Origin of the sequence: Pedobacter hiemivivus (genome assembly GCF_005144565.1) — a bacterium.
GTDB classification, from domain to species: domain Bacteria; phylum Bacteroidota; class Bacteroidia; order Sphingobacteriales; family Sphingobacteriaceae; genus Pedobacter; species Pedobacter hiemivivus.
On sequence record NZ_SWDX01000011.1, the window covers coordinates 1 to 22,479 of the forward strand.

Annotated in this window: 24 protein-coding genes and 1 pseudogene; 23 read left to right on the forward strand and 2 right to left on the reverse strand. The window is 39.3% G+C overall.

The window, feature by feature from the left end; translation table 11 throughout:
* Both FBD94_RS21765 and metK read right to left on the reverse strand, forming a co-directional pair.
* Positions 1-188: pseudogene (locus tag FBD94_RS21765) on the reverse strand (IS5/IS1182 family transposase); the annotation flags it as partial.
* A gap of 150 nt (positions 189-338) precedes the next feature.
* Positions 339-1,589, reverse strand: coding sequence for a methionine adenosyltransferase (gene metK / locus FBD94_RS21770; RefSeq protein ID WP_136881776.1), 1,251 nt, complete (start codon positions 1,587-1,589; stop codon positions 339-341).
* A gap of 234 nt (positions 1,590-1,823) precedes the next feature.
* Here metK and FBD94_RS21775 point away from each other — a divergent pair, with 234 nt between their 5' ends.
* From FBD94_RS21775 to FBD94_RS21885, 23 genes are all read left to right on the forward strand, one after another.
* The gene (locus FBD94_RS21775; RefSeq protein ID WP_136881777.1) at positions 1,824-2,714 is read left to right on the forward strand and encodes a diacylglycerol/lipid kinase family protein; all 891 of its coding nucleotides are present in this window, start codon (positions 1,824-1,826) and stop codon (positions 2,712-2,714) included.
* Positions 2,704-3,057: a translation initiation factor gene (locus FBD94_RS21780; protein WP_136881778.1), complete on the forward strand. Its 354-nt coding sequence runs from the start codon at positions 2,704-2,706 to the stop codon at positions 3,055-3,057. Before FBD94_RS21775 ends, FBD94_RS21780 begins: the two co-directional genes overlap by 11 nt.
* A gap of 144 nt (positions 3,058-3,201) precedes the next feature.
* Positions 3,202-4,809 carry a phosphoenolpyruvate carboxykinase (ATP) gene (pckA, locus tag FBD94_RS21785; RefSeq protein WP_136881779.1) on the forward strand — a complete coding sequence of 536 codons (1,608 nt, stop codon included), beginning with the start codon at positions 3,202-3,204 and terminating at the stop codon, positions 4,807-4,809.
* A gap of 273 nt (positions 4,810-5,082) precedes the next feature.
* Complete coding sequence (locus FBD94_RS21790; RefSeq protein WP_131609489.1) at positions 5,083-5,910, forward strand: MotA/TolQ/ExbB proton channel family protein; 828 nt, start codon at positions 5,083-5,085, stop codon at positions 5,908-5,910.
* Positions 5,911-5,997: 87 nt separating this feature from the next.
* Positions 5,998-6,615 (forward strand): ExbD/TolR family protein, encoded by a 618-nt coding sequence (locus tag FBD94_RS21795; protein WP_131609488.1) that lies wholly within the window; start codon positions 5,998-6,000, stop codon positions 6,613-6,615.
* 9 nt (positions 6,616-6,624) lie between these two features.
* A complete protein-coding gene (locus FBD94_RS21800) occupies positions 6,625-7,164 on the forward strand; it encodes an ExbD/TolR family protein (RefSeq protein ID WP_131609486.1) in 540 nt (179 codons plus the stop codon).
* Between the two features lie 33 nt (positions 7,165-7,197).
* On the forward strand, positions 7,198-8,019 hold the full coding sequence (locus tag FBD94_RS21805; RefSeq protein WP_131609484.1) for an energy transducer TonB: 822 nt from the start codon (positions 7,198-7,200) through the stop codon (positions 8,017-8,019).
* Between the two features lies 1 nt (position 8,020).
* The gene (locus tag FBD94_RS21810) at positions 8,021-8,251 is read left to right on the forward strand and encodes a hypothetical protein (protein WP_131609482.1); all 231 of its coding nucleotides are present in this window, start codon (positions 8,021-8,023) and stop codon (positions 8,249-8,251) included.
* Between the two features lie 16 nt (positions 8,252-8,267).
* Positions 8,268-9,176, forward strand: coding sequence for a substrate-binding domain-containing protein (locus FBD94_RS21815; RefSeq protein ID WP_131609480.1), 909 nt, complete (start codon positions 8,268-8,270; stop codon positions 9,174-9,176).
* 74 nt (positions 9,177-9,250) lie between these two features.
* Positions 9,251-10,960 carry a tetratricopeptide repeat protein gene (locus tag FBD94_RS21820; protein ID WP_235884592.1) on the forward strand — a complete coding sequence of 570 codons (1,710 nt, stop codon included), beginning with the start codon at positions 9,251-9,253 and terminating at the stop codon, positions 10,958-10,960.
* A gap of 76 nt (positions 10,961-11,036) precedes the next feature.
* Positions 11,037-11,408: an NADH-quinone oxidoreductase subunit A gene (locus FBD94_RS21825; RefSeq protein WP_131609477.1), complete on the forward strand. Its 372-nt coding sequence runs from the start codon at positions 11,037-11,039 to the stop codon at positions 11,406-11,408.
* Positions 11,409-11,514: 106 nt separating this feature from the next.
* Positions 11,515-12,057: an NADH-quinone oxidoreductase subunit B gene (locus tag FBD94_RS21830; RefSeq protein ID WP_131609475.1), complete on the forward strand. Its 543-nt coding sequence runs from the start codon at positions 11,515-11,517 to the stop codon at positions 12,055-12,057.
* Positions 12,057-12,560 (forward strand): NADH-quinone oxidoreductase subunit C, encoded by a 504-nt coding sequence (locus tag FBD94_RS21835; protein ID WP_136881781.1) that lies wholly within the window; start codon positions 12,057-12,059, stop codon positions 12,558-12,560. The genes FBD94_RS21830 and FBD94_RS21835 overlap by 1 nt, the downstream gene beginning before the upstream one ends.
* Before the next feature lie 4 nt (positions 12,561-12,564).
* Positions 12,565-13,779: an NADH-quinone oxidoreductase subunit D gene (locus FBD94_RS21840; protein ID WP_136881875.1), complete on the forward strand. Its 1,215-nt coding sequence runs from the start codon at positions 12,565-12,567 to the stop codon at positions 13,777-13,779.
* On the forward strand, positions 13,772-14,284 hold the full coding sequence (locus tag FBD94_RS21845) for an NADH-quinone oxidoreductase subunit NuoE family protein (RefSeq protein ID WP_131609471.1): 513 nt from the start codon (positions 13,772-13,774) through the stop codon (positions 14,282-14,284). Before FBD94_RS21840 ends, FBD94_RS21845 begins: the two co-directional genes overlap by 8 nt.
* A complete protein-coding gene (nuoF, locus tag FBD94_RS21850; RefSeq protein ID WP_136881782.1) occupies positions 14,284-15,648 on the forward strand; it encodes an NADH-quinone oxidoreductase subunit NuoF in 1,365 nt (454 codons plus the stop codon). Before FBD94_RS21845 ends, nuoF begins: the two co-directional genes overlap by 1 nt.
* A gap of 26 nt (positions 15,649-15,674) precedes the next feature.
* The gene (locus FBD94_RS21855) at positions 15,675-16,679 is read left to right on the forward strand and encodes a 2Fe-2S iron-sulfur cluster-binding protein (protein WP_131609467.1); all 1,005 of its coding nucleotides are present in this window, start codon (positions 15,675-15,677) and stop codon (positions 16,677-16,679) included.
* A complete protein-coding gene (gene nuoH, locus FBD94_RS21860) occupies positions 16,679-17,716 on the forward strand; it encodes an NADH-quinone oxidoreductase subunit NuoH (RefSeq protein ID WP_131609466.1) in 1,038 nt (345 codons plus the stop codon). The genes FBD94_RS21855 and nuoH overlap by 1 nt, the downstream gene beginning before the upstream one ends.
* Positions 17,717-17,748: 32 nt before the next feature.
* Complete coding sequence (locus tag FBD94_RS21865; protein WP_131609464.1) at positions 17,749-18,246, forward strand: NuoI/complex I 23 kDa subunit family protein; 498 nt, start codon at positions 17,749-17,751, stop codon at positions 18,244-18,246.
* A gap of 3 nt (positions 18,247-18,249) precedes the next feature.
* Positions 18,250-18,747 (forward strand): NADH-quinone oxidoreductase subunit J family protein, encoded by a 498-nt coding sequence (locus FBD94_RS21870; RefSeq protein ID WP_136881783.1) that lies wholly within the window; start codon positions 18,250-18,252, stop codon positions 18,745-18,747.
* The gene (nuoK, locus tag FBD94_RS21875) at positions 18,747-19,076 is read left to right on the forward strand and encodes an NADH-quinone oxidoreductase subunit NuoK (RefSeq protein ID WP_131609460.1); all 330 of its coding nucleotides are present in this window, start codon (positions 18,747-18,749) and stop codon (positions 19,074-19,076) included. Before FBD94_RS21870 ends, nuoK begins: the two co-directional genes overlap by 1 nt.
* A 21-nt stretch (positions 19,077-19,097) precedes the next feature.
* Entirely contained in the window at positions 19,098-20,990 is a 1,893-nt protein-coding gene (nuoL, locus tag FBD94_RS21880) for an NADH-quinone oxidoreductase subunit L (RefSeq protein WP_136881784.1), read from the forward strand.
* Between the two features lie 21 nt (positions 20,991-21,011).
* Complete coding sequence (locus FBD94_RS21885; RefSeq protein WP_136881785.1) at positions 21,012-22,478, forward strand: complex I subunit 4 family protein; 1,467 nt, start codon at positions 21,012-21,014, stop codon at positions 22,476-22,478.
* Position 22,479 lies beyond the last annotated feature (1 nt).

Sequence of the window (22,479 nt, forward strand, 5' to 3'; positions counted from 1 at the left end):
TTAAACATACGGATCGGACTCTCCGCAGTACGTCCATTGGTGTGGCAGTACTTCTCGAGCAGTTCATCATAAATGAAACTGAAGTCTATTAGATCGTTGATCTTTCGAAGTAAATTGTCTTTGGGAATGATCAAATCATACAATCCTGAGTAGGCACTGAATTGAATCTTTTGTTGATGAGCTAACATTGGGCACCTTTTAAAACCTACTTTTAAGGTACAAAAAAAGAGCAGATAACCATAGTTCTTCTGCTCTTTTTGGACTCCAAATATTTAAAAGGACTTTTTCAGTGCCCTCACAAGCGTTACATCCCCCTTTTTAGTATTATGGAACTAGGTTTACAAAGAAAAAGCAGCTTTCACTTTATCTACAAAATCAAGCTTTTCCCAGGTAAACAGCTCAACAGTAACTGTTTTCTCTTCACCATTTGGTGTTTTGAAAGTTTTGGTCACAGTTTCTGGAGTACGGCCCATGTGACCATAAGCAGCTGTTTCGCTATAAATAGGATTTCTTAATTTCAAGCGTTGCTCAATAAAGTAAGGACGCATATCAAATATACCCTCTACGATTTTAGCAATCTCGCCATCAGTTTTGTTGACTTTGCTTGTTCCGTAAGTGTTGATGTAAATTCCCATAGGTTGAGCTACACCGATAGCATAACTTACCTGTACCAGGATTTCATCAGCAACACCTGCTGCAGCAAGGTTTTTAGCAATGTGACGTGTAGCATAAGCTGCACTTCTATCAACCTTACTTGGATCTTTTCCAGAGAAAGCTCCACCACCATGTGCACCTTTACCACCATAAGTATCTACAATGATTTTACGGCCTGTTAAACCAGTATCACCATGTGGACCACCGATTACGAACTTACCGGTCGGGTTGATATGATATTCAATTTTATCGTTAAAGAAGTGTGCGTATTGAGGGTATTTAGCAATGATTCTTGGAATCAGGATGTCAACTAAGTCTTTTTTGATTTTGGCTAGCATTGTAGCTTCCTCAGCAAAATCATCATGCTGTGTAGAAATTACAATCGCAGCAATCCGTACCGGCTTGTTATCGTCTGAATATTCAAGAGTTACCTGGGATTTCGCATCTGGGCGTAAATAAGTGATTTCCTTGTTTTCGCGTCTTAAGATAGCTAGTTCTTGTAGCAAAGTATGCGACAAGTCTAAGGCCAAAGGCATATAGTTTTCAGTTTCGCTGGTTGCATAACCAAACATCATTCCCTGATCACCAGCACCTTGCTCTTCTTTGCTGCTTCTATCAACTCCTTGGTTGATGTCTTGAGATTGCTCATGGATAGCCGAAAGGATACCGCAAGAGTTCGCCTCAAACATATACTCACTTTTGGTGTAACCGATTTTACGGATTACATCGCGGGCGATTTGTTGTACATCCAGGTAGGTAGTAGATTTTACTTCTCCGGCTAGAATCACCTGGCCGGTAGTCACTAGTGTTTCGCAAGCTACTTTTGAATCTGGATCAAAAGCCAGGAAGTTATCAATTAACGCATCAGAAATTTGATCAGCGATTTTATCAGGATGTCCTTCGGAAACAGATTCTGATGTAAATAAATACGACATTTTAAATAATTAATTTAAATAAGTAAACAATTACGTAAAATGGAAGTTGATCCTGCAAAAACAGGCAGTAAAATGAAGTGTATGACAGGTTAGCACTTTTTTTTACGTGGTTGCAATCCCGCTATTTTTACATAGCATCGCAAATCAGTCCACTTTAATGCTGCAAAATTACACTATATATTCAAATAGTCAAAAAATATCTATTATTTTGTATTCTAATAAAGCGCGAAGACCTTGTCAAAATTAAATATTTTATTTATCATAAACCCAATATCGGGGGGGAAGAATAAGTTAAAGATTCCTGCACTGATAGACGCTCATCTGGATCGGGCGAAGTTCAATCCGAACTTTGCATTTACTGAATATGTTGGCCATGCTGCTGAAATAGCAGAGGAAGCTGCAAACAAGAACTTCGATGTGATTGTTGCCGTTGGCGGTGATGGCACAATAAATGAAGTTGCAGCCAAAGTGATGCAGCAGAACAAAATTCTTGGTGTCTTGCCTTTTGGATCAGGAAATGGTTTAGCAAGATTCTTAAAAATACCGATGAATACGGTAAAAGCGATAAACGTGATTAATAAATGTAAAGTATCGGTTATTGATACGGCTACATTTAACGAGAAGTGCTTTTTTAACATGGCCGGTATGGGATTTGATGCCCACATCAGCTCTGTGTTTGCAGGTAATAAGAGTCGGGGACTAAGTGGGTATGTAAAATTGGGTTTGCAAGAAATGTTTAGCTACAAGCCGCAAACATACCAGATTACTGTTGATGGAAAAGAATACTCGCGCAAGGCATTTGTGATCAGTGTAGCCAATTCTTCGCAGTATGGCAACAATGCACACATCTCTCCAAAAGCATCGGTTACAGATGGCTTGCTGGATGTTTGTATTGTAAAGGAGTTTCCATTGTATAAAATCCCTGTTTTGGCTTATCAAATGTTGCGGTTAAAAACGGACAACTCGAACATGGTAGAAATTATTAAAGGAAAAAAAATACACATCAGCCGAATAAAGGAAGATGCCATACATATTGATGGAGAGCCTTATTTTATGGGGAAAGAAATCGCTGTTACTGTTAACCCTCTGTCTTTAAATATCATTACGCCTGATTATGAAGCCTAAAAAGAAAACACTAAACGACTTAGGTGGAATCATGTATTCAACAGATCCATCTTTTACTTACGAGGATGAAAATGCAGAACCTGCTGAAGCTCTGGCTAACAATCAGCAGAATTTGCGTGTAATGTTGGACAAAAAGAACCGTGGCGGAAAAGCTGTAACATTGGTTACTGGTTTTGTTGGGAGTGATGAAGAGTTGGAGAAGCTGAGCAAAATGCTGAAAACCAAATGTGGGGTAGGCGGGGCAAGTAAAGATGGCGAAATTCTAATCCAGGGCGACTTTAGAGATAAAGTCTTGTTGTTACTTCAAAAAGAAGGCTTTAAAGTCAAAAAATCAGGGGGCTGATAATGTTTTCTGAAAACGTTTTAAATTGTTGATATTCAGTTAATTGAAGTTGGTGTATCTGCGACAATAAGTAAATTTTTTCGGGTAAAATTATGCTTATTACCTTTTTATCTGCATAACTTTGTCGGACTAACTTACTTATTTATGAGCAAAGCGTTTATGCTTAAGCCTGACTTGAACTATTTGAACCTAGATTCAGATAATGCTCTATTTCAGCTTAATGTGGCACAACTGGTTGAAGAGGCCTTGAAGAATGGAGAAGGTACGCTTGCCGATAGCGGTGCATTGGCAATTGACACAGGTAAATTTACCGGTCGTTCTCCGAAAGACAGATTTATTGTTTGCGATGACATTACTCAGGATACCGTTTGGTGGGGGGACATTAACATCAAGATTGATGCACACCATTTCGATTCTCTTTTTAATAAGATTACTGCACACCTTAACCAGAAGGATTTCTATGTACGGGATGCTTATGCCTGTGCAGATGAAACGTATAAAACAACCATCAGAGTGGTTACGGAAACGGCTTATCAAAATCTTTTCGCCAATAACCTGTTTTTGAGATTTGGGGAGGAAGAAGAGGTGGTTGGCCAACCAGAGTGGACGATTATAGCTGCGCCTACTTTTTTAGCCGATCCCGCTGTAGATGGCACCAGGCAACCAAATTTTTCTATCCTGAACTTTACTAAAAAGATGATTTTGGTAGGTGGATCAGGTTATACTGGGGAGATCAAAAAAGGAATATTCTCTGTGCTTAACTTCATTTTACCGGAACAAAGAAAGACTTTATCGATGCATTGCTCTGCAAATGTGGGCAAGGATGGCGATACAGCAATCTTTTTTGGCCTTTCAGGGACGGGAAAAACCACGCTTTCGGCTGATCCTGAAAGGGGACTGATCGGTGATGATGAGCATGGCTGGAGTGACGATTCTGTATTCAATTTTGAAGGCGGATGTTATGCTAAATGCGTAGATCTAACTGCCGAGAAAGAACCCCAGATATATAACGCCATTAAGTTTGGTGCATTGCTGGAGAATATCAATTATTTCCCTCATACACGTACCGTAGATTTTTGTAATATAGATAAAACAGAAAATACGAGGGTAGCTTATCCTATTAATTATATTGATAATGCGATTTTACCATCAATAGCCGGAATGCCTAAAAATATTTTCTTTTTAACGGCTGATGCGTTTGGCGTTTTACCTCCGATATCAAAATTAACTCCGGGACAGGCAATGTTTCATTTTATATCTGGCTATACTGCTAAGGTTGCAGGGACAGAAGCCGGGGTTACAGAGCCTCAGTTGACCTTCTCTGCTTGTTTTGGTAAAGCATTTATGCCATTGCACCCAACACGCTATGCAAGTTTGCTAGGCGAGAAGATGCAAAAGCACAAGGTGAATGTTTGGTTGATCAATACAGGATGGAGTGGCGGAGCTTATGGCGTAGGAAAACGGATGAAATTAGCCTATACAAGGGCCATGATTGCTGCGGCATTGAAGGGGGAATTTGAAAATATCGCTTTTGAAGCAGACCCTGTATTCGGATTGTGTATTCCTGTAGGTTGTCCGAATGTCCCTGCAGAAATATTGAACCCAAGAAATACCTGGGCGGATCCGAAGGAATATGATGTAAAAGCAAGCGAATTGGCTTTGGCATTTATAAATAACTTTAAGCAGTTTGAAGCCTATGCGAGTGAAGAAATGCTTGCATCCGTGCCTAAAGTTGTCGAAAACGCGCATTAAAAGCATTTTTTTCTCGAAAAATTTGCATTTCAATTTTTTTTTAGTTTTAATTGCGAAAGATTGTCTCTCCACCGGGACAATCTTTTTTAATTATACTAACTACGTGAAGGGAAATATTCGGGGGAATAGGCTAACGATAATTTAATTTGGAATTAAAATGAAAATTATAAATTTGTTGTTACAACAATACTTTATAATGGTCGTTGTGTGTATTACGGAATATTTATCTAATTTTAAAAAACAAAGTACTAAAAACTAAAAAACTAAAAAAAAATGGCAAACGCACCAAAACCTACAACAGTAAAAAAAGAAAGCTCGACAGCTTCAAATCTATTCGCTACATTAACGATTCCAATTTGTATCATCATCGGTATATGTATTTTTAAATTTATCTTGGGTGATCCAAAAAACTTTATCGACGATAACGTTGAAAATTTGCCTAAAGTAGGTAACTACGCAGGTATGGCTTATAAAGGTGGTTTTATCGTACCAATCTTAATGGGTATGTTCTTAATGGTAATCGTATTCTCTGTTGAGCGTTTTATTGTTATTGGTAAAGCAACAGGTAAAGGAAGCTTAGACGGTTTTGTTAAAAAAGTGCAATCACTTTTGAATGCAAACAACATTGAGTCTGCTATGGCTGAGTGTGACAAACAACAAGGTTCTGTTGCAAACGTTATCAAATCGGGATTGAAAAAATACCGTGAAATGGAAGTTGAGCCAAATATGGACACTGACCAAAAATGCTTAGCTATCCAGAAGGATATCGAAGAAGCTACTACTTTGGAAATGCCAATGTTAGAGCAAAACTTAACTGTAATTGCTACTTTAGTATCGGTAGGTACTTTGATGGGTCTATTAGGAACAGTAACAGGTATGATCAAGGCCTTCGGTGGTTTGGCTAACTCTGGTGCTCCAGATCAAGCTGCGTTAGCAACTGGTATCTCTGAGGCTTTGATTAACACGGCTACAGGTATTGGTACTTCTACACTTGCAATTATCATGTACAACATCCTTACTTCTAAAATTGATAAATTAACTTATGCAATTGATGAAGCAGGTTTCAGCATCATCCAAACTTACGCTAGTACGCATAAATAAAAAATAATGAATTTTTTTTTACCGGCTTTATGGAAAACCGGGAGAATTAACATCATTAGTTTAAAACATAAGTAATTTTAAAAAATTATGCCAAGAGCAAAGGTTCAAAGAAAGAGTACTGCGATAGATATGACCGCCATGTGCGACGTATCTTTCCTATTGCTTACTTTCTTTATATTAACAGCAACAGCGCGCCAACCTGATCCTTTGGATGTTACTATTCCTTCATCAACCTATAAACTTAAGGTTCCTGATTTGGATATGGGGATATTGTCAATAGGTAAAGGACAAGTGTTCTACGAAATCGTAGGTAAAGACGTTAAAATGTCTACGCTGGATAAGATGGGCGAAAAATACAACATTCAATTTACTCCACAAGAGCGTGAGCGTTTTGGTGTAATTGGAGCGTTTGGAGTTCCGATCCAGAGTTTAAAAGGATTCATCGCTATGGATGGAGAGAAAAGAACAGAGTTTCAAAAGAACGCTGGCGGTATTCCTGCCGATTCAACTGACAATCAGTTGGCCGAATGGATCCTGCAGTCCCGTACGTCTGTTGCCGAATTACACTCTACACAAATGCGTGTGAGTATAAAAGGAGATGCAGAAGAAGAATATCCTTCGGTTAAAAAAATCGTTGACATTCTTCAGAAGCAAAAAATTAACAAATTCAGTTTAATTACATCCGCCGAAGGCGATGCTAAATAATATTATATTATGGCAGAATTAGATACCTCCGGCGGGGGGGGCAAAAAAGGCAAAAAAGTAAGGAGTAAGAAACAAAGTACCAAAGTAGATTTAACTGCGATGGTGGATTTGGCCTTCTTGCTAATCACTTTCTTTATGTTAACCACCTCCCTGTCGAAACCAATTGCAATGGATATTGCAAAGCCTGATAAAGACGATAACTCAGTTGAAAGGAATGAATTACGTGCTTCGGAAACGATGACTATCTTATTGGGTAAAAACAATAAAGTAGCCTGGTATATGGGGGAAGCAGGTAAATCAAAACCTAATGTTGAAGCTTTTGCTGATATCAGAAAGTCAATATTAGATAATAAAAAGAAGGTAGCAGATGCTACTGGCGGAAGGCAGATCATTATGATTATTAAACCGACTTCTGGAGCGACTTATAAGAACTTTGTTGATATTATGGATGAGTTGTCGATCACTAAGATCACTACAGCACCAGCGATTGATGACGAGAACATTCTTGATAGTGAAAAGGAGTTCATGAAACAGGCTGGAATTTTATAATAAAATAATTAACAATATTAAAAATAGGAAGCTATGTTTGGTTCTAAGATAGATTTATTAAAGACAGAGTGGCTAGACGTTGTATTTGCAAATAAGAATAAGAAATACGGAGCTTACGAGCTGCGTAAGCAAAGTGCTGCAAATACTACAAAGGCTCTTGTCATCGCATCATCGGTATTTATACTGATGTTTGTGGCGCCTAAGATCATTAGCTTGATCAAAGGTAAGCTACCTGAAGAAGAGGTAGTGAAACAGGTTGAGGTTGTGGTTGCGCCACCTCCACCGGTAAACCCGGAGACACCTCCGCCACCACCGGTTGAGCCACCGCCACCAAAACAGGATCAGATTAAATTCCCTCCTCCGATTGTAAAACCGGATAATGAGGTAATTGATAAAGAACCTGTTCAGATTGAAGATTTGAAAAAGGCTGACCCAGGTCAGAAAACCATTGAAGGTGACCCAACAGCTGATATCGTTATCGCTGGTCCGGTTGGAGATGGCCCTAAACAGGCAGCAGTAGTGGAAGATACCAAGGTTTATGACTTTGTGAGTATCGAAACTCAGCCAGGATTCCCAGGTGGTTTGGAGAAATTCTACGCTTACTTGAAAAAAGCAGTTAGATATCCTGCAATGGCTCAAGAGAATAATATTCAAGGTAAAGTGTTCTTATCTTTCGTAGTAGAGAAAAATGGAAAGCTTACTGACATTAAAGTGGAAAGAAAACTAGGTGGCGGTACCGATGAGGAAGCCATCAGGGTACTTAAAGCGAGTCCGAACTGGACACCGGGTATTCAAAACGGTAAACCAGTACGTGTGAAGTACAATATTCCAATTAGCTTTACCTTATCAAATTAGAATGTTTAATTTCGAAACATTTAGACAGAAATCGCCTCAACAGCGATTTCTGTTCATTTTAGGGCTGGTCATGTTCCTCTTTTACCTGGTACTTGGCGGGATGTTGATCTTTGGAACAACGCTGTTGAATCAGATTCAGCCGATGTACAGAATCTTGTTAGGCTGCTTGTTGATCGCCTATGCAGTGATCAGATTTATACGTTTAATTAACCAGAAACCTGAAGAGGATTAATAATTTATTGTTTAGTATGAAGAATCTTAGTTTTGTCCTTTTACTGATGGTTTTTGTGGCTTGTAAACAGAAGCCAAAGCCTGCAAGCGGTGTGGAAGAGACGCGTACATCTGGTACTGTGAGTATGCTGGTAGACGAGTCTTTCTCGGGAGTGTTAGCCGATCAGATAGAAGTATTTAAAACAGATTACCCGGATACTAAGTTTACCATCATCGAGGGCAACGAGCAGCGCATCCTGCCTACTTTTTTAAATGACAGTGTGCGGGTGCTTATTTCATCGAGAATGCTTACACCTGAAGAGGATAAGATGTATAGAAATAGAAGTATTGTCCCAAAAAGTTCGAGGTTTGCAATTGATGGCATTGCTTTAATTACCAATAAGGATAACCTGGATAGCAATATTACAGTGGATGAGGTCGTTAGTATATTAAAAGGGACATCAATAAATGGTAAACAGTTGGTATTCGATAATGCTTATTCGAGTACTTTACGTTATTTTAAAACACTGGCAGGCATTACAACATTGCCGCCAAAAGGAATTTATACTTTAAAGACCAATAACGATGTGATTAAGTATATTGCAGAAAATAAAGGGTCTATAGGAGTTGTAGGAGTGAACTGGCTGATCGATAATAACAAAGATATGGCCGGTTATCTGGATAAAGTGAAGATGATGGGCGTGAAGAATGTGAAGGGTAAAAAAGGGGATGATAAATTTTATCAACCAATCCAGACGAATTTAATTAATGGAATTTATCCTTTCTTAAGAAATATATATATTATCAATGCGGAAGGCAGGGATGGTTTAGGTACAGGTTTTGCAAATTGGTTAGTAAGTCCGAGGGGACAACTGATTGTACTTAAATCCGGATTAGGTCCACATAAGATGGCTTCTCGCGATTTTAATTTTAAGAATACAAACTAAATTTTATATTTGAAAGATGAAGCCTGCGTGGGCAAGTTTCAAAAGAACTAAAAAACAATAAACGAACCATGAAAATGACAAAGAAAGCAATAACCTTAAGTTTAGGTTTGGTAGTGATGGGTTCTGCCTCTTTTGCTCAGAGCTTAAGTGACGCAAAGAAGGCCATAGATGCTGAACAGTATCAGAAAGCGGCTTCAATGCTTAAAACACTTGTAAAGAATCAAGCCAGTAAAGGCGAAAACTACTATACTTTAGGAGAGGTATATTTACTTATGGAATATCCTGATTCTGCACGTGCAGTATTTACTCAGGGTGTGGCTGCTGATGCTAAAAATTCATTAAATTATATTGGTCTTGGTGAAGCGGATTTAGCTTCAAATAATCCAACTTCAGCAAAAACAAACTTTGCTAAAGCGGTAGAAGTTTCTTCTAAAAAAGATTATATCCCTCAATTGTATATTGGAAAAGCGTATATCTCAGGAGCTAAGCCTGATTTTGAGGCTGCATTGCCATACCTTCAAAAAGCTGAAGAGCTGGATGTAAATGATAAAGACGCAGAAACGTTTTTAGCATTAGGTGATTATTATGCTTTGCAAAAGAAAAATTCTGAGGCTTTGCAAAATTATATGCGTGCAGGTAACATCAACGAAGCTCTTTTAAGAGGTAAAGTTCAGATTGGCCGTATGTACAAAGAATCAAGGGCATTTGCGGAGTCGGAAGAAGCGTTAAAAGAGGTGATTGCTAAAGATCCTAACTATGGTCCTGCTTACCGTGAAATTGCGGAGCTGTATATGCAGTGGGCACTTCAACTGGCTAATGAGTTTCCAGCAAGATCTGCTCAGGCTGTAGAAAATTACAAGAAATATATTGATTTAACTGATAACTCTTTTGAGTCGAAATTGCGTTATGCGCAGTTCTTGTTCTATGCAAAGGATTTTAAAACTTTAGAGGAAGTAACATCTGCACTTGCAACAACTAACCCTAATGATCCAAAAGCGCTTGTAGTTTTAAGATTACGTGGTTATTCGGCATTTGAGAATAAGAACTATCCGAAAAGTTTAGAGTATATGAATGATTTCTTTGCTAAGAATAAAGATACTTCACGTATAGTAGCAGGTGATTATTTATACTTGGGTAAAGCTTTATTGCAGAATGGTAATGATAGTTTGGCTTTACCTACGATCCTTAAAGCAGTGGCTAAGGATTCGACTACTACTGAGGCTTTGGACGAAGTAGCGTTGGCTTTATTTAAAGGTAAAAAATATAGTCAAGCAGGTGATGCGTACGCAGCTTCTGTGAAGGCTAATCCTGAAGGAAAAAATGCTTTAACCAATTATTATTACTTAGGTACAGCTAGATACTATGACTATGCAATTAAAGACAGAGATGGTAAACACCCTGATAAGAAAATCATGGTTGAGGCGGATTCTGCTTTTGCGCACATCATTAAGGTGAAAAATGATTTTGCTTTAGCTTATACTTTCAGAGCGCGTGTTGCTAAATATTCTGATGACCCTAATAACCCTAAATGGTTGGCTGTTCCTTATTATGAGCAGTTGATTCAACTGGTTACTGTGACTAAGCCTGAATTGGCTACTGCTTCAGCTAAGGACCTTGTAGAGGCTTATGTTTATGTAGGTTCTTTTTACGCTCAGACTGATAAAGAAAAAGCAAAAGAATACCTGAATAAGGCTTTGGCTATTGACCCTGCAAACGTAGGTGCTCAAAACCGCTTAAAGGATTTGACATCACCGGCTCCTAAGGCTCCGATGAAGAAAAAGTAATAAATTAAATAATAAATAGAAAGGCAGGGTTGTTATCCTGCCTTTTTGTTTTATTTTTGTCCCAAATTATTTTCAAATGGAAACGCAAAGTGTACCTGTAGATTTTTTACCAATTATAATTCAAGTAATCGTTGCTTTAGGATTTGTTGTTGTTACTTTAATTGCAACACACTTTTTAGGGCCAAGAAGGAAGACCAAAGATAAATTGGAAACCTTTGAAGCAGGGATTAAGACCATTGGTAATGCGCGTCAGCCATTCTCTATTAAATACTTTTTAGTAGCTATCCTCTTTGTCCTTTTTGATATTGAGGTAATTTTCATGTATCCCTGGGCAGTTAATTTCAGGGAGCTGGGCATGACCGGCATGGTAGAAATGTTTATATTTATGGGGACCCTATTACTGGGTTTTATATATGTGATAAAAAAGAAAGCGCTGGACTGGAATTAATCTATTTAGATCGGTTCTAAATGCATATAGCGTAGACCAATTGCTTCAAAAAATTGTAAATTTGTGGTTCATTCTTTAAAGGAATGAACCTTTTTCGTTTTGTATCATGAGTGACATCAATATAGTAGACGCGCCGCCAGGCATTGAAGGATCTGGTTTTTTTGCCACCTCTTTAGATAAAGTTATTGGTTTGGCTCGCTCCCATTCGTTATGGCCGCTACCCTTTGCTACATCTTGTTGTGGTATCGAGTTTATGGCAACCATGGGTTCTCATTACGATCTTGGCCGTTTTGGGTCAGAACGTTTAAGCTTTTCTCCGCGTCAGGCAGATTTGCTAATGGTGATGGGTACCATCGCTAAAAAGATGAGCCCGGTTTTAAAACAAGTTTATTTGCAAATGGCTGAACCTCGTTGGGTGATTGCTGTAGGTGCTTGCGCATCAAGTGGAGGTATATTCGATACTTACTCTGTTTTACAGGGTATTGACGAAATTATTCCTGTTGACGTATATGTTCCGGGCTGTCCACCAAGACCTGAAGCTATTTTAGATGGCTTTGGCAAAATTCAAGAATTGGTGAGAAATGAATCTTCGAGGAGAAGGGATTCTGATCAGTACAAAGAAATGTTGGCTTCATACGGAATACTATAATGGCAAAGGTGACTAATCAAGAAGTAATTGCATTGCTAGACGAGAAGTTTGGTAATAAGATTACAGACGTGAATGAGCCTTATGGCTTGCTTACTTTTGAAACGACTAAAGATGTAATTATTGAAGTGCTTAAGTTTTTGAAAGAAAACACGGCAACTGACTTTAATTTTCTTACAGATATTACAGCGGTTCATTATCCTGAAAAAAAGCATGGTATTGCAGTGGTTTATCACTTGCATAGTATGGTTAAAGGGATCAGAGTAAGGATCAAAGTATATATTGATGAGCAGCATCCTACTATCCCTACCGCAACTTCGGTTTGGAATGGTGCAAACTGGATGGAACGCGAGACTTACGACTTTTTCGGTGTGAAATTTGAGGGACATCCTGACTTAAGAAGAATCTTAAACATGGATGATCTTGGCGTTTTCCCGATGTTGAAGCAATATCCTTTGGAAGATCCAAATAGAGTGGATAAAAAAGATGAATACTTTGGTAGATAAGCATATGAGTCACAATCAACCAGTATATACAGATAATGATCCGCAGAGTGAATTGGTAACCCTTAATTTGGGCCCAACACACCCGGCAACCCATGGTGTGTTCCAGAACGTGTTACAAATGGACGGTGAACGCATTGTGAGTGGTGTTTCTACCATTGGGTATATTCACCGTGCATTTGAAAAAATTGCTGAACACAGGCCGTTTTATCAGATCACGCCTTTAACAGATCGATTAAACTATTGTTCGTCGCCCATCAATAACATGGGATGGCATATGACAGTAGAGAAATTGCTGAATATTCAAATGCCTAAGCGCGTGGATTACCTTAGGGTAATCATCATGGAATTGGCACGTATTTCTGACCATATCATTTGCAATACCATTATTGCTCAGGATACGGGAGCAACTACAACTTTCCTTTACCTTTTCCAGTTCAGGGAACATATTTACGAGATTTACGAAGAGATTTGCGGTGCGCGTTTAACAACAAACGTTGGCCGTATCGGCGGTTTTGAAAGAGATTTCAATGACATCGCTTTTGCAAAGATCAATAAGTTTTTGAAAGAGTTTCCCGTAGCATTGAAGGAGTTTGAAAGTTTACTAAACCGTAACAGGATCTTTATTGATCGTACTGCGGGGGTAGCTTGTGTGACTCCGGAACAGGCCTTAGATTTTAGCTGGACTGGTCCATTATTGCGCGCTACAGGTGTAGATTATGATGTGCGAATGAGTGAGCCTTATTCATCTTATCAGGATTTTGATTTTGAAGTTCCTGTTGGTACTAGCGGTGATATTTATGATCGCTATAGGGTTCGTAACGAAGAAATGTGGCAAAGTGTACGTCTGATTGAGCAGGCAATGGAGAAATTGAAGAAAGAACCTGCGGGAATATTCCATGCAGATGTTCCTGAATTCTATTTACCGGCCAAGGAAGAGGTATATAACAATATGGAAGCATTGATTTATCACTTTAAAATTGTGATGGGAGAGATTGATGCCCCTAAAGCTGAGGTTTACCATGCTGTTGAAGGTGGTAACGGTGAGCTTGGTTTTTACCTGATCAATGATGGTGGAAGAACACCTTACCGTTTGCATTTCAGAAGACCTAGTTTTATAAATTATCAAATGTATGCGTCCATGAGTAAAGGTATGCTGTTGTCAGATGCCATTATTAACATGAGTAGCATGAATATTATTGCAGGAGAATTAGATGCTTAAAGTAGAAGAACAACAACCTGTAGAGTTTTCGTCAGCTTTAATAGAAAAGTTTGATGAGCTCGTTAAAAGATATCCTGAAGGCAAGCAAAAGTCGGCCTTACTGCCTATTCTGCATGAAGTGCAGGCTGAGCTAGGCTGGTTAAGCCCAGCTGCAATGGATAAAGTTGCCGCTTATTTGGACATTCAGGATATTGAAGTTTATGAGGTAGCCTCGTTTTACAGCATGTATTTTTTAAAGCCGCAAGGTAAATATGTACTGGAGGTTTGCAGAACAGGACCTTGCTGTCTTGTTGGTGCTGAGAAGCTGATGGGCCATATTGAAGCGAAGCTTGGAGTGAAAGAAAACCAGGTGACCGAAGATGGTTTATTTAGCTGGAGAGGTGTTGAATGTTTAGCTGCTTGCGGTTACGGCCCGGTTTTACAAATTGGCCCTGAATATACATTTTACGAAAACCTGAACGAGCAAAAGGTAGACGAATTGATAGAAGATTTACGCAAAAAATAATGGGACGTAAACTATTATTAGAACATATAAACGTACCGGGCATCAATACACTTGATGTTTATCGCCAAAAAGGCGGGTATCGTGCCGTTGAGAAGGCTTTAAAGACCCTTACTCCTGATGAAGTAGTAGAAGAGGTTAAGAAGTCCGGATTACGCGGTCGCGGTGGTGCAGGATTCCCTACGGGAATGAAATGGAGCTTTTTGGCTAAACCAGAGGGCGTTGCCCGTTACCTGGTTTGCAATGCAGATGAGTCGGAGCCGGGTACTTTTAAAGACCGGTATTTGATGACACACATCCCCCATGCATTGATTGAAGGAATGATTGTTTCCAGTTTCGCATTGGGTGCTAAGACTTCTTACATCTATGTACGTGGTGAGATGATGCCGCAGATCCGTATTCTGGAGAGAGCAATTGCCGAAGCCAAAAATGCTGGATTTTTAGGTAAAAATATTTTAGGTTCAGGTTACGATCTGGAACTATACGTTCAGCCAGGTGGTGGTGCCTATATCTGTGGTGAGGAAACAGCTTTGCTGGAATCACTGGAAGGTAAACGCGGAAACCCAAGGATTAAACCACCTTTCCCTGCTATTGCGGGATTGTATGGTTGTCCGACGGTAGTGAACAATGTGGAATCTATTGCTGCTGTTGTTCCGATCATTAATGATGGGGGTGATGAGTATGCAAAGGTTGGTATTGGTCGCAGTACTGGAACGAAATTGATTTCTGCTTCGGGTAATTTAGTGAGACCGGGAGTTTATGAAATTGAATTGGGCCTACCTGTTGAGGAATTCATCTATTCTGATGAATGGTGTGGTGGTATTGCTAATGGCAAACGTCTGAAAGCTACCGTTGTCGGCGGATCATCGGTGCCTATATTACCTGCAAATTTGACTTTAAAGCTGGCCAATGGCGAACCAAGGTTGATGAGCTATGAGTCATTGTCTGAAGGTGGTTTTGCTACTGGTTCGATGATGGGATCGGGTGGTTTTATCGCTTTTGATGAGGATCAGTGTATCGTTAGAAACACCTGGAACTTCTCTCGTTTCTATCACCATGAAAGTTGTGGACAGTGTTCGCCTTGTAGAGAAGGAACGGGCTGGATGGAAAAAGTGCTGCACAGGTTGGAGTATGGACATGGCAAAATGAGCGACATTGACTTATTGGTTGATGTGTCTAAAAAAATAGAAGGAAATACGATTTGTCCACTTGGTGACGCGGCTGCATGGCCTGTAGCAAGTGCGATCAGACATTTCAGAGACGAATTTGAATGGCATGTAAATGAGCCGGTTAAAAGCTTATCTACAAATTATGGTTTGGCTAATTATGCTGAGCCGATTGCCAAAGCTGTTACGGTAGAAAATTAACAACAGAGAAAAGAATAGCTGCAACAATGAGTGATACAGTTAAAGTAACCATAGACGGAATAACAGTAGAAGTGGCCCCCGGTACCTCTATCCTAAATGCTGCAAGGCAGATAGGCGGAGATATTGTGCCACCTGCAATGTGCTATTATTCTAAATTAGAAGGCAGCGGTGGGAAGTGCCGTACTTGTATTGTTAAGGTAAGCAAAGGTTCTGAAAAAGACCCGCGTCCAATGCCTAAACTGGTAGCATCATGCCGTACTGCTGTAATGGATGGTATGGAGGTGATGAACATTACTTCTCCAGAAGTAATTGAAGCCCGCAGTGGTGTAGTAGAGATGTTGTTGATCAACCATCCATTGGATTGTCCGGTTTGTGACCAGGCTGGTGAATGTGATCTTCAGAATCTTGGCTACGAGCATGGTTTGCAGAAAACAAGATATGAGTTTGAGCGTAGAACGTTTGAGCGTATAGATATTGGCGATAAGATCCAGTTGCACATGAACCGTTGCATTTTATGCTACCGTTGTGTGTTTACTGCGGATCAGATTACAAATAAAAGGGTACATGGTATCTTAAATAGAGGTGATCACTCGGAGATTTCAACTTATATTCAGACTGCGGTTGACAATGATTTTTCAGGAAACGTAATTGATGTTTGCCCGGTTGGTGCTTTAACTGATAAAACTTTCCGATTTAAAAACAGAGTTTGGTTTACTAAACCTATCGATGCACACAGAGATTGCCCTACTTGTAGCGGTAAAGTAACGTTGTGGTATAAAGGTGAAGATGTGATCAGGGTTACTGCACGTAAAGATATTTACGGGGAAGTAGAGGAGTTTATTTGCAATACTTGCCGTTTTGACAAGAAAAAAACTGCGGATTGGGTAATTGAACATCCTACACAAATTAGTGATACTTCAGTGATTTCTTCTAATCACTACGAAACTTTAAAACCATTGCCGGTTATTCAGCCGAATCCGAAATTGCAGGAAGCGAACCGCATTGAACTAGAAAAAACTATAAAATTCTAATGGATATAGCTTTTGTAATTGAAAAATTTGTACTTGTAGCTATCATATTTGGTATCAGTTTAGTGATTGCCATGTATTCTACTTATGCAGAAAGAAAAGTGGCTGCTTTTTTACAGGACCGTTTAGGACCGGATAGAGCAGGCCCTTTTGGCATATTGCAGCCTTTGGCTGATGGACTAAAAATGTTCATGAAGGAAGAGATTATTCCTACAAATGCCAGTAAATGGTTGTTTATGATTGGTCCTGGTTTGGCCATGTTAACCGCTTGTATTGGTACTGCAGTTATTCCTTGGGGTAGTGCAATCACTATTGGCGACCGGGTTATCCCTTTACAGGTAACGGACATCAACGTTGGTATCTTATACATTTTTGGCGTTGTGTCATTAGGTGTATATGGTGTGATGATTGGTGGTTGGGCATCCAATAACAAATATTCGTTGTTAAGTGCGATTAGAGCTGCTTCTCAGAATATCAGTTATGAGATTGCGATGGGCTTATCGATCATTGCTTTATTGCTGGTAACGGGTTCTATGAGCTTGAAAGAGATTGTAGAAGGACAGCATGGCTGGCACTGGAATGTATTGTATCAGCCAGTTGGCTTTATACTTTTTATGGTTTGTGCTTTTGCAGAGACGAATAGAGCGCCTTTCGATTTACCTGAGTGTGAAACGGAGCTAATTGGTGGATACCACACAGAGTATTCCTCTATGAAACTTGGTTTCTATTTGTTTGCTGAATACATCAATATGTTTGTTTCTGCAGCAGTAATGGCTACTTTATATTTCGGTGGTTATAACTACCCTGGTATGGATTGGGTATTGGCCAATACTGGAGCTGTAATTGGTCCGCTAATCGGAGTAGGCGTATTCTTTATTAAAATATTTGCATTTATATTTTTCTTTATGTGGGTTCGTTGGACTATTCCACGTTTCCGCTACGATCAGTTGATGCATTTGGGCTGGAAGGTATTGATCCCTTTGGCTATAGCGAATATAGTAGTTACCAGTGTGGTGATTGCGGTAATTGAAGGATTTTAACATCCACGTAAGTGGAATAATAAGGAGGTTTAATGGAACCATTAACCAGTAAGAAGAAAGTATTAGAACAAAAGCCCTTAACCTTTGCAGAGCGCATGTATTTGCCTGCTATCGCTAAGGGGATGGCTATTACCATTAGTCACTTCTTTAAGAAAGAAGCGACGATCAGATATCCTGAGGTGGAGCGGGAGTTCTCTACCAATTTTAGGGGGATGCACTCTTTAAAAAGAGATGAAGAAGGTAAAGAGCGTTGCACAGCTTGTGGTTTATGCGCTTTATCATGCCCGGCAGAAGCAATTACGATGATTGCCGCTGAGCGTAAACCTGAGGAGAAAGACCTTTACCGTGAGGAAAAATATGCTTCGGTATATGAGATCAACATGCTACGCTGCATTTTTTGTGGTTTGTGTGAAGAGGCTTGTCCGAAAGAAGCAATTTACCTGGATGGACCAATTGTACCTGCTGATTATTTGCGTAAAGACTTTATTTACGGTAAAGATAAGTTGGTAGAACAACCATTAAATAAATAATAAATGACTACATCAATATTCTATTTTGTTGCCACACTAAGTATCATCTTTTCACTGATGGTTATTTTTGCAAAGAACCCAGTGCATAGTGTGCTTTACCTGATTGTTACGTTTTTTACGTTTACGGTTCATTACATTTTGCTGAATGCACAGTTTTTGGCCGTGGTAAATTTTATTGTGTACATGGGTGCGATCATGGTTTTATTCCTCTTCGTATTGATGCTACTGAACCTGAATAAGGACAATGAACCACTAAAATCGACCTTGATTAAGGTAGTGGGGGTAATTGCAGGATGTTGTTTACTGGTTACATTCGCTGGTGCTTTAAAAGCGACAGCGATTTCTGATCCTGTGGTATTGAGAAACCCTAATCTGGGTTTGGTAAAGAACCTGGGTAAAGAGTTGTTTGGCCCTTTTATGTTGCCATTTGAACTGTGTTCTATCTTATTGCTTTCGGCAATGGTAGGTGCTATATTATTAACTAAAAAAGAAAAAGTATAATGGGGAACATTACTCAGGAATTACAAGGAGTTCCGCTTAACCATTACATTTGGCTAAGTGCAATCATCTTCACCATTGGTGTTATTGGTGTGCTAACACGCAGAAATGCAATCGTGATCTTCATGTCTGTAGAGCTGATGCTGAATGCCGTGAATTTGTTGTTAACCGCATTCTCGGTACATAACAATGATGCTTCAGGTCAAGTATTCGTGTTTTTTATTATGGTACTGGCTGCCGCAGAGGTGGCAATTGGCTTGAGTATTATTGTAATGATTTACAGAAATACCCAGTCTACAGATGTTAATGTGTTGAATCGCCTTAAGTGGTAATTATTAAGAAGAAATTATAAGATGATAAATTTAGTTTGGCTGGTTCCGTTGATTCCTCTGTTGGGCTTTATAATAAATGGCCTTGGCAGAAATTCATTGTCCAAAAACCTGATCGGGTTTATAGGAAGCAGTGTAATATTCATTTCGTTCGCCATCAGTTTGGGAATATTTTTTGAGCTGGGTGCTGATGCGAATAAATCTCATGAGATATTTCTTTTTGATTGGATCAGCGCTGGAAGTTTACACATTCCTTTGTCTTTTTTAGTTGATCCATTAAGTTCATTAATGCTCTTAATCATTACAGGAGTAGGCTTTCTGATCCACATTTACGCTATTGGCTATATGCATAGCGATGAGGGTTTTGGTAAGTTTTTTAGCTACCTGAACCTGTTTATCTTCTTTATGTTGCTATTGGTTTTAGGATCAAACTATATTGTGATGTTTATCGGTTGGGAAGGTGTAGGATTATGTTCTTACTTACTAATTGGCTTCTGGTATACAAATAGCGCGTATGCATCGGCAGCGAAAAAGGCCTTTGTGATGAACCGTATTGGTGATTTAGGTTTCTTGTTGGGTGTGTTTTTAATCTTCACAACTTTTGGTAGTGTAGAGTTTGGTAAGATCTTCCCTCAAGCACAAAATATGTTGCCCGGTAATGGTACCATTGCTTTAATCGCTTTATTCTTATTTATAGGTGCCTGCGGTAAATCTGCGCAGTTGCCATTATTTACCTGGTTGCCAGATGCGATGGCGGGTCCAACTCCGGTTTCGGCGCTAATCCACGCAGCTACCATGGTTACAGCAGGTATTTATATGATTGCAAGATCGAACCTGTTATTTGACCTGGCACCAATGATACAGCATGTAATTGCTATTGTTGGTTTGGCTACGGCTGTTGTTGCAGCGATCATCGCCTTGACACAAAATGATATTAAAAAGGTACTGGCCTATTCAACCGTATCTCAATTGGGTTATATGTTCCTTGGTTTAGGTGTTGGTGCTTACAATGGGGCTTTCTTCCACGTAATTACCCATGCTTTCTTTAAAGCTCTATTGTTCTTATGTGCAGGTTCTGTGATTCATGCTTTACACCATGAGCAGGATATGCGTCATATGGGGGGCTTGCGTAAGAAATTACCAGTTACTTTTATCACCATGTTAATTGGTACCATTGCTATTGCAGGTTTACCACCCTTTTCAGGGTTCTTCTCTAAGGATGAGATTTTAGCACATGTTTATTTACATGATAAAGTAATGTGGGGAGTTGCAGTATTTACAGCTTTCTTAACGGCATTTTATATGTTTAGAATGTTGTTCCTTACTTTTTATGGAAAATACCGCGGTACACACCATGCTGAAGAGAAAATTCATGAGTCACCAAAATCTATGACCGTTCCTTTGATCGTTCTGGCTGTTTTATCTGCCATAGGTGGTGTGATTGGCATTCCAGAAGCATTAGGTGGAAGTCATTGGTTATCGCATTGGCTGTCTCCAGTAATTAAACATGTAGGTGAATCTCCGGATCATGCTACAGAGTATATGTTAATGGCTGTTTCTGTGGTTGGGGTGTTAATTTCTATCGCTGTTGCTTATGGTAAATATGTTAAACAAAACCATATTCCTATACCAGACGAAGGCAAGCGCACCGGATTGGCCAACCTATCTTACAACAAGTTTTATTTTGATGAAATATATAATGTTTTATTCACGAAACCTTTAGATGCGATTTCAGGCTTCTTTTATAAAATCGTTGACAATAAAATTGTAGACGGAATTGTAAATGGCTTGGGCTGGACAACTTCTGAGGCTAGCAAGGGCTTACGTTTATTGCAAACGGGAAATGTTGGCTTTTATATTTTTATGATGGTGATAGGAATCATCTCAATGTTATTGTATACTTATTTATCACTATAAAAGATCGTTCAAGAAAAGATAATGGAACAACTTTTAGTACTTCTTATATTTATACCATTGCTTGGCGCCTTGGTTACGGCGTTTACGGGAAATGGAGCAAAACATGTTGCATTGGTTAATGCAATTGTTTCTTTAGCCCTGGCCTTGGTTATGGTATGTAATTTTATCCCGGATGCAAGCACACAGTTTGTGGTAAACTGTCCATGGATAAAAGATCTTGGAATTAGTTTCCATGCCGGTGTTGATGGGATCAGCATGATCACGATACTGTTGACTAACGCATTGGTTCCGCTCATCATTCTTTCGGCTTACCAACATCAGTATAAAAATGCGAATGCTTTTTTCGCTTTGATATTGTTTATGCAAAGTGGTTTATTGGTGGTGTTTACCGCTATGGACGCTTTCCTATTCTATATTGGATGGGAAGCAGCTTTGATTCCGATTTACTTTATCTGTGCGATATGGGGTGGTAAAAACCGCATTAAAGTAAACATGAAGTTCTTTGTTTACACCATTGCAGGTTCATTGTTTATGTTGTTGGGTATCATTTACCTTTATTTACAGAACCCTTCAAATAATTTCGACATACAGGCATTTTATAGCCTTAGTTTAGATTCAACTCAACAGGCATGGATATTCTGGGCTTTCTTTATTGCTTTTGCGATTAAGATGCCAATATTTCCTTTCCATACCTGGCAGCCTGACACCTATACCGAAGCTCCGACTCAAGGAACCATGTTACTTTCGGGTATCATGCTTAAAATGGGTATTTATGGTGTGATCAGATGGCTATTGCCTATCGTGCCAGCTGGCGTTCAGCAATGGGGACATGTAGCGATCATTTTATCTATCATCGGTGTGGTTTATGCTTCTTTGATTGCATTTACACAAAAGGATGCCAAAAGATTGGTTGCTTACTCTTCGATTGGTCACGTTGGTTTAATCGCTGCTGGTATCTTCGCTTTAAATGTGCAAGGTATGCAGGGTGCAATGATCCAGATGTTGAGTCATGGTATAAACGTGGTAGGTTTGTTCTTCGTGCTGGATATTATTGCCGGCCGTATGGGGACTTACAAAATTGCTGAATTGGGTGGTATTGCTAAACAAGCACCTAAGTTGGCTATTGCATTTCTGATTATTCTTCTGGGAACGGTAGCTTTACCGGGAACGAATGGATTTATAGGGGAATTCCTTTTACTGATTGGTATTTATCAATATAGCTTATGGGCTGCAATATTTGCAGGTTTAACCATCATTTTTGGTGCGGTTTATATGTTCAGAATGTATCAAAACATTATGCTGGGCAAAACCAATGAACTGACCATTGGTTTTACAGATATAAAAGGATCAGAGCAGATTGTATTGTACGTTATCTGCGCATTGGTTATTGTATTGGGTGTTTATCCAAAACCAATTCTGCAGCTTTCTGAGGCATCGGTACAACATTTAATAGAACAGGTAACACAAAAATTAACATCGGTAAACTAAG

Coding starts and splice junctions, on each gene's coding strand:
- FBD94_RS21840 (WP_136881875.1), top strand. CDS start 12,565: ATGAGTCACAATCAACCAGTATATACAGATAATGATCCGCAGAGTGAA.
- FBD94_RS21815 (WP_131609480.1), top strand. CDS start 8,268: ATGAAGAATCTTAGTTTTGTCCTTTTACTGATGGTTTTTGTGGCTTGT.
- nuoK (WP_131609460.1), top strand. CDS start 18,747: ATGGGGAACATTACTCAGGAATTACAAGGAGTTCCGCTTAACCATTAC.
- FBD94_RS21820 (WP_235884592.1), top strand. CDS start 9,251: ATGACAAAGAAAGCAATAACCTTAAGTTTAGGTTTGGTAGTGATGGGT.
- FBD94_RS21885 (WP_136881785.1), top strand. CDS start 21,012: ATGGAACAACTTTTAGTACTTCTTATATTTATACCATTGCTTGGCGCC.
- FBD94_RS21835 (WP_136881781.1), top strand. CDS start 12,057: ATGGCAAAGGTGACTAATCAAGAAGTAATTGCATTGCTAGACGAGAAG.
- FBD94_RS21845 (WP_131609471.1), top strand. CDS start 13,772: ATGCTTAAAGTAGAAGAACAACAACCTGTAGAGTTTTCGTCAGCTTTA.
- FBD94_RS21870 (WP_136881783.1), top strand. CDS start 18,250: ATGACTACATCAATATTCTATTTTGTTGCCACACTAAGTATCATCTTT.
- FBD94_RS21790 (WP_131609489.1), top strand. CDS start 5,083: ATGGCAAACGCACCAAAACCTACAACAGTAAAAAAAGAAAGCTCGACA.
- nuoF (WP_136881782.1), top strand. CDS start 14,284: ATGGGACGTAAACTATTATTAGAACATATAAACGTACCGGGCATCAAT.
- FBD94_RS21825 (WP_131609477.1), top strand. CDS start 11,037: ATGGAAACGCAAAGTGTACCTGTAGATTTTTTACCAATTATAATTCAA.
- FBD94_RS21795 (WP_131609488.1), top strand. CDS start 5,998: ATGCCAAGAGCAAAGGTTCAAAGAAAGAGTACTGCGATAGATATGACC.
- FBD94_RS21830 (WP_131609475.1), top strand. CDS start 11,515: ATGAGTGACATCAATATAGTAGACGCGCCGCCAGGCATTGAAGGATCT.
- FBD94_RS21865 (WP_131609464.1), top strand. CDS start 17,749: ATGGAACCATTAACCAGTAAGAAGAAAGTATTAGAACAAAAGCCCTTA.
- nuoL (WP_136881784.1), top strand. CDS start 19,098: ATGATAAATTTAGTTTGGCTGGTTCCGTTGATTCCTCTGTTGGGCTTT.
- FBD94_RS21800 (WP_131609486.1), top strand. CDS start 6,625: ATGGCAGAATTAGATACCTCCGGCGGGGGGGGCAAAAAAGGCAAAAAA.
- FBD94_RS21855 (WP_131609467.1), top strand. CDS start 15,675: ATGAGTGATACAGTTAAAGTAACCATAGACGGAATAACAGTAGAAGTG.
- metK (WP_136881776.1), bottom strand. CDS start 1,589: ATGTCGTATTTATTTACATCAGAATCTGTTTCCGAAGGACATCCTGAT.
- FBD94_RS21810 (WP_131609482.1), top strand. CDS start 8,021: ATGTTTAATTTCGAAACATTTAGACAGAAATCGCCTCAACAGCGATTT.
- FBD94_RS21805 (WP_131609484.1), top strand. CDS start 7,198: ATGTTTGGTTCTAAGATAGATTTATTAAAGACAGAGTGGCTAGACGTT.
- FBD94_RS21780 (WP_136881778.1), top strand. CDS start 2,704: ATGAAGCCTAAAAAGAAAACACTAAACGACTTAGGTGGAATCATGTAT.
- pckA (WP_136881779.1), top strand. CDS start 3,202: ATGAGCAAAGCGTTTATGCTTAAGCCTGACTTGAACTATTTGAACCTA.
- nuoH (WP_131609466.1), top strand. CDS start 16,679: ATGGATATAGCTTTTGTAATTGAAAAATTTGTACTTGTAGCTATCATA.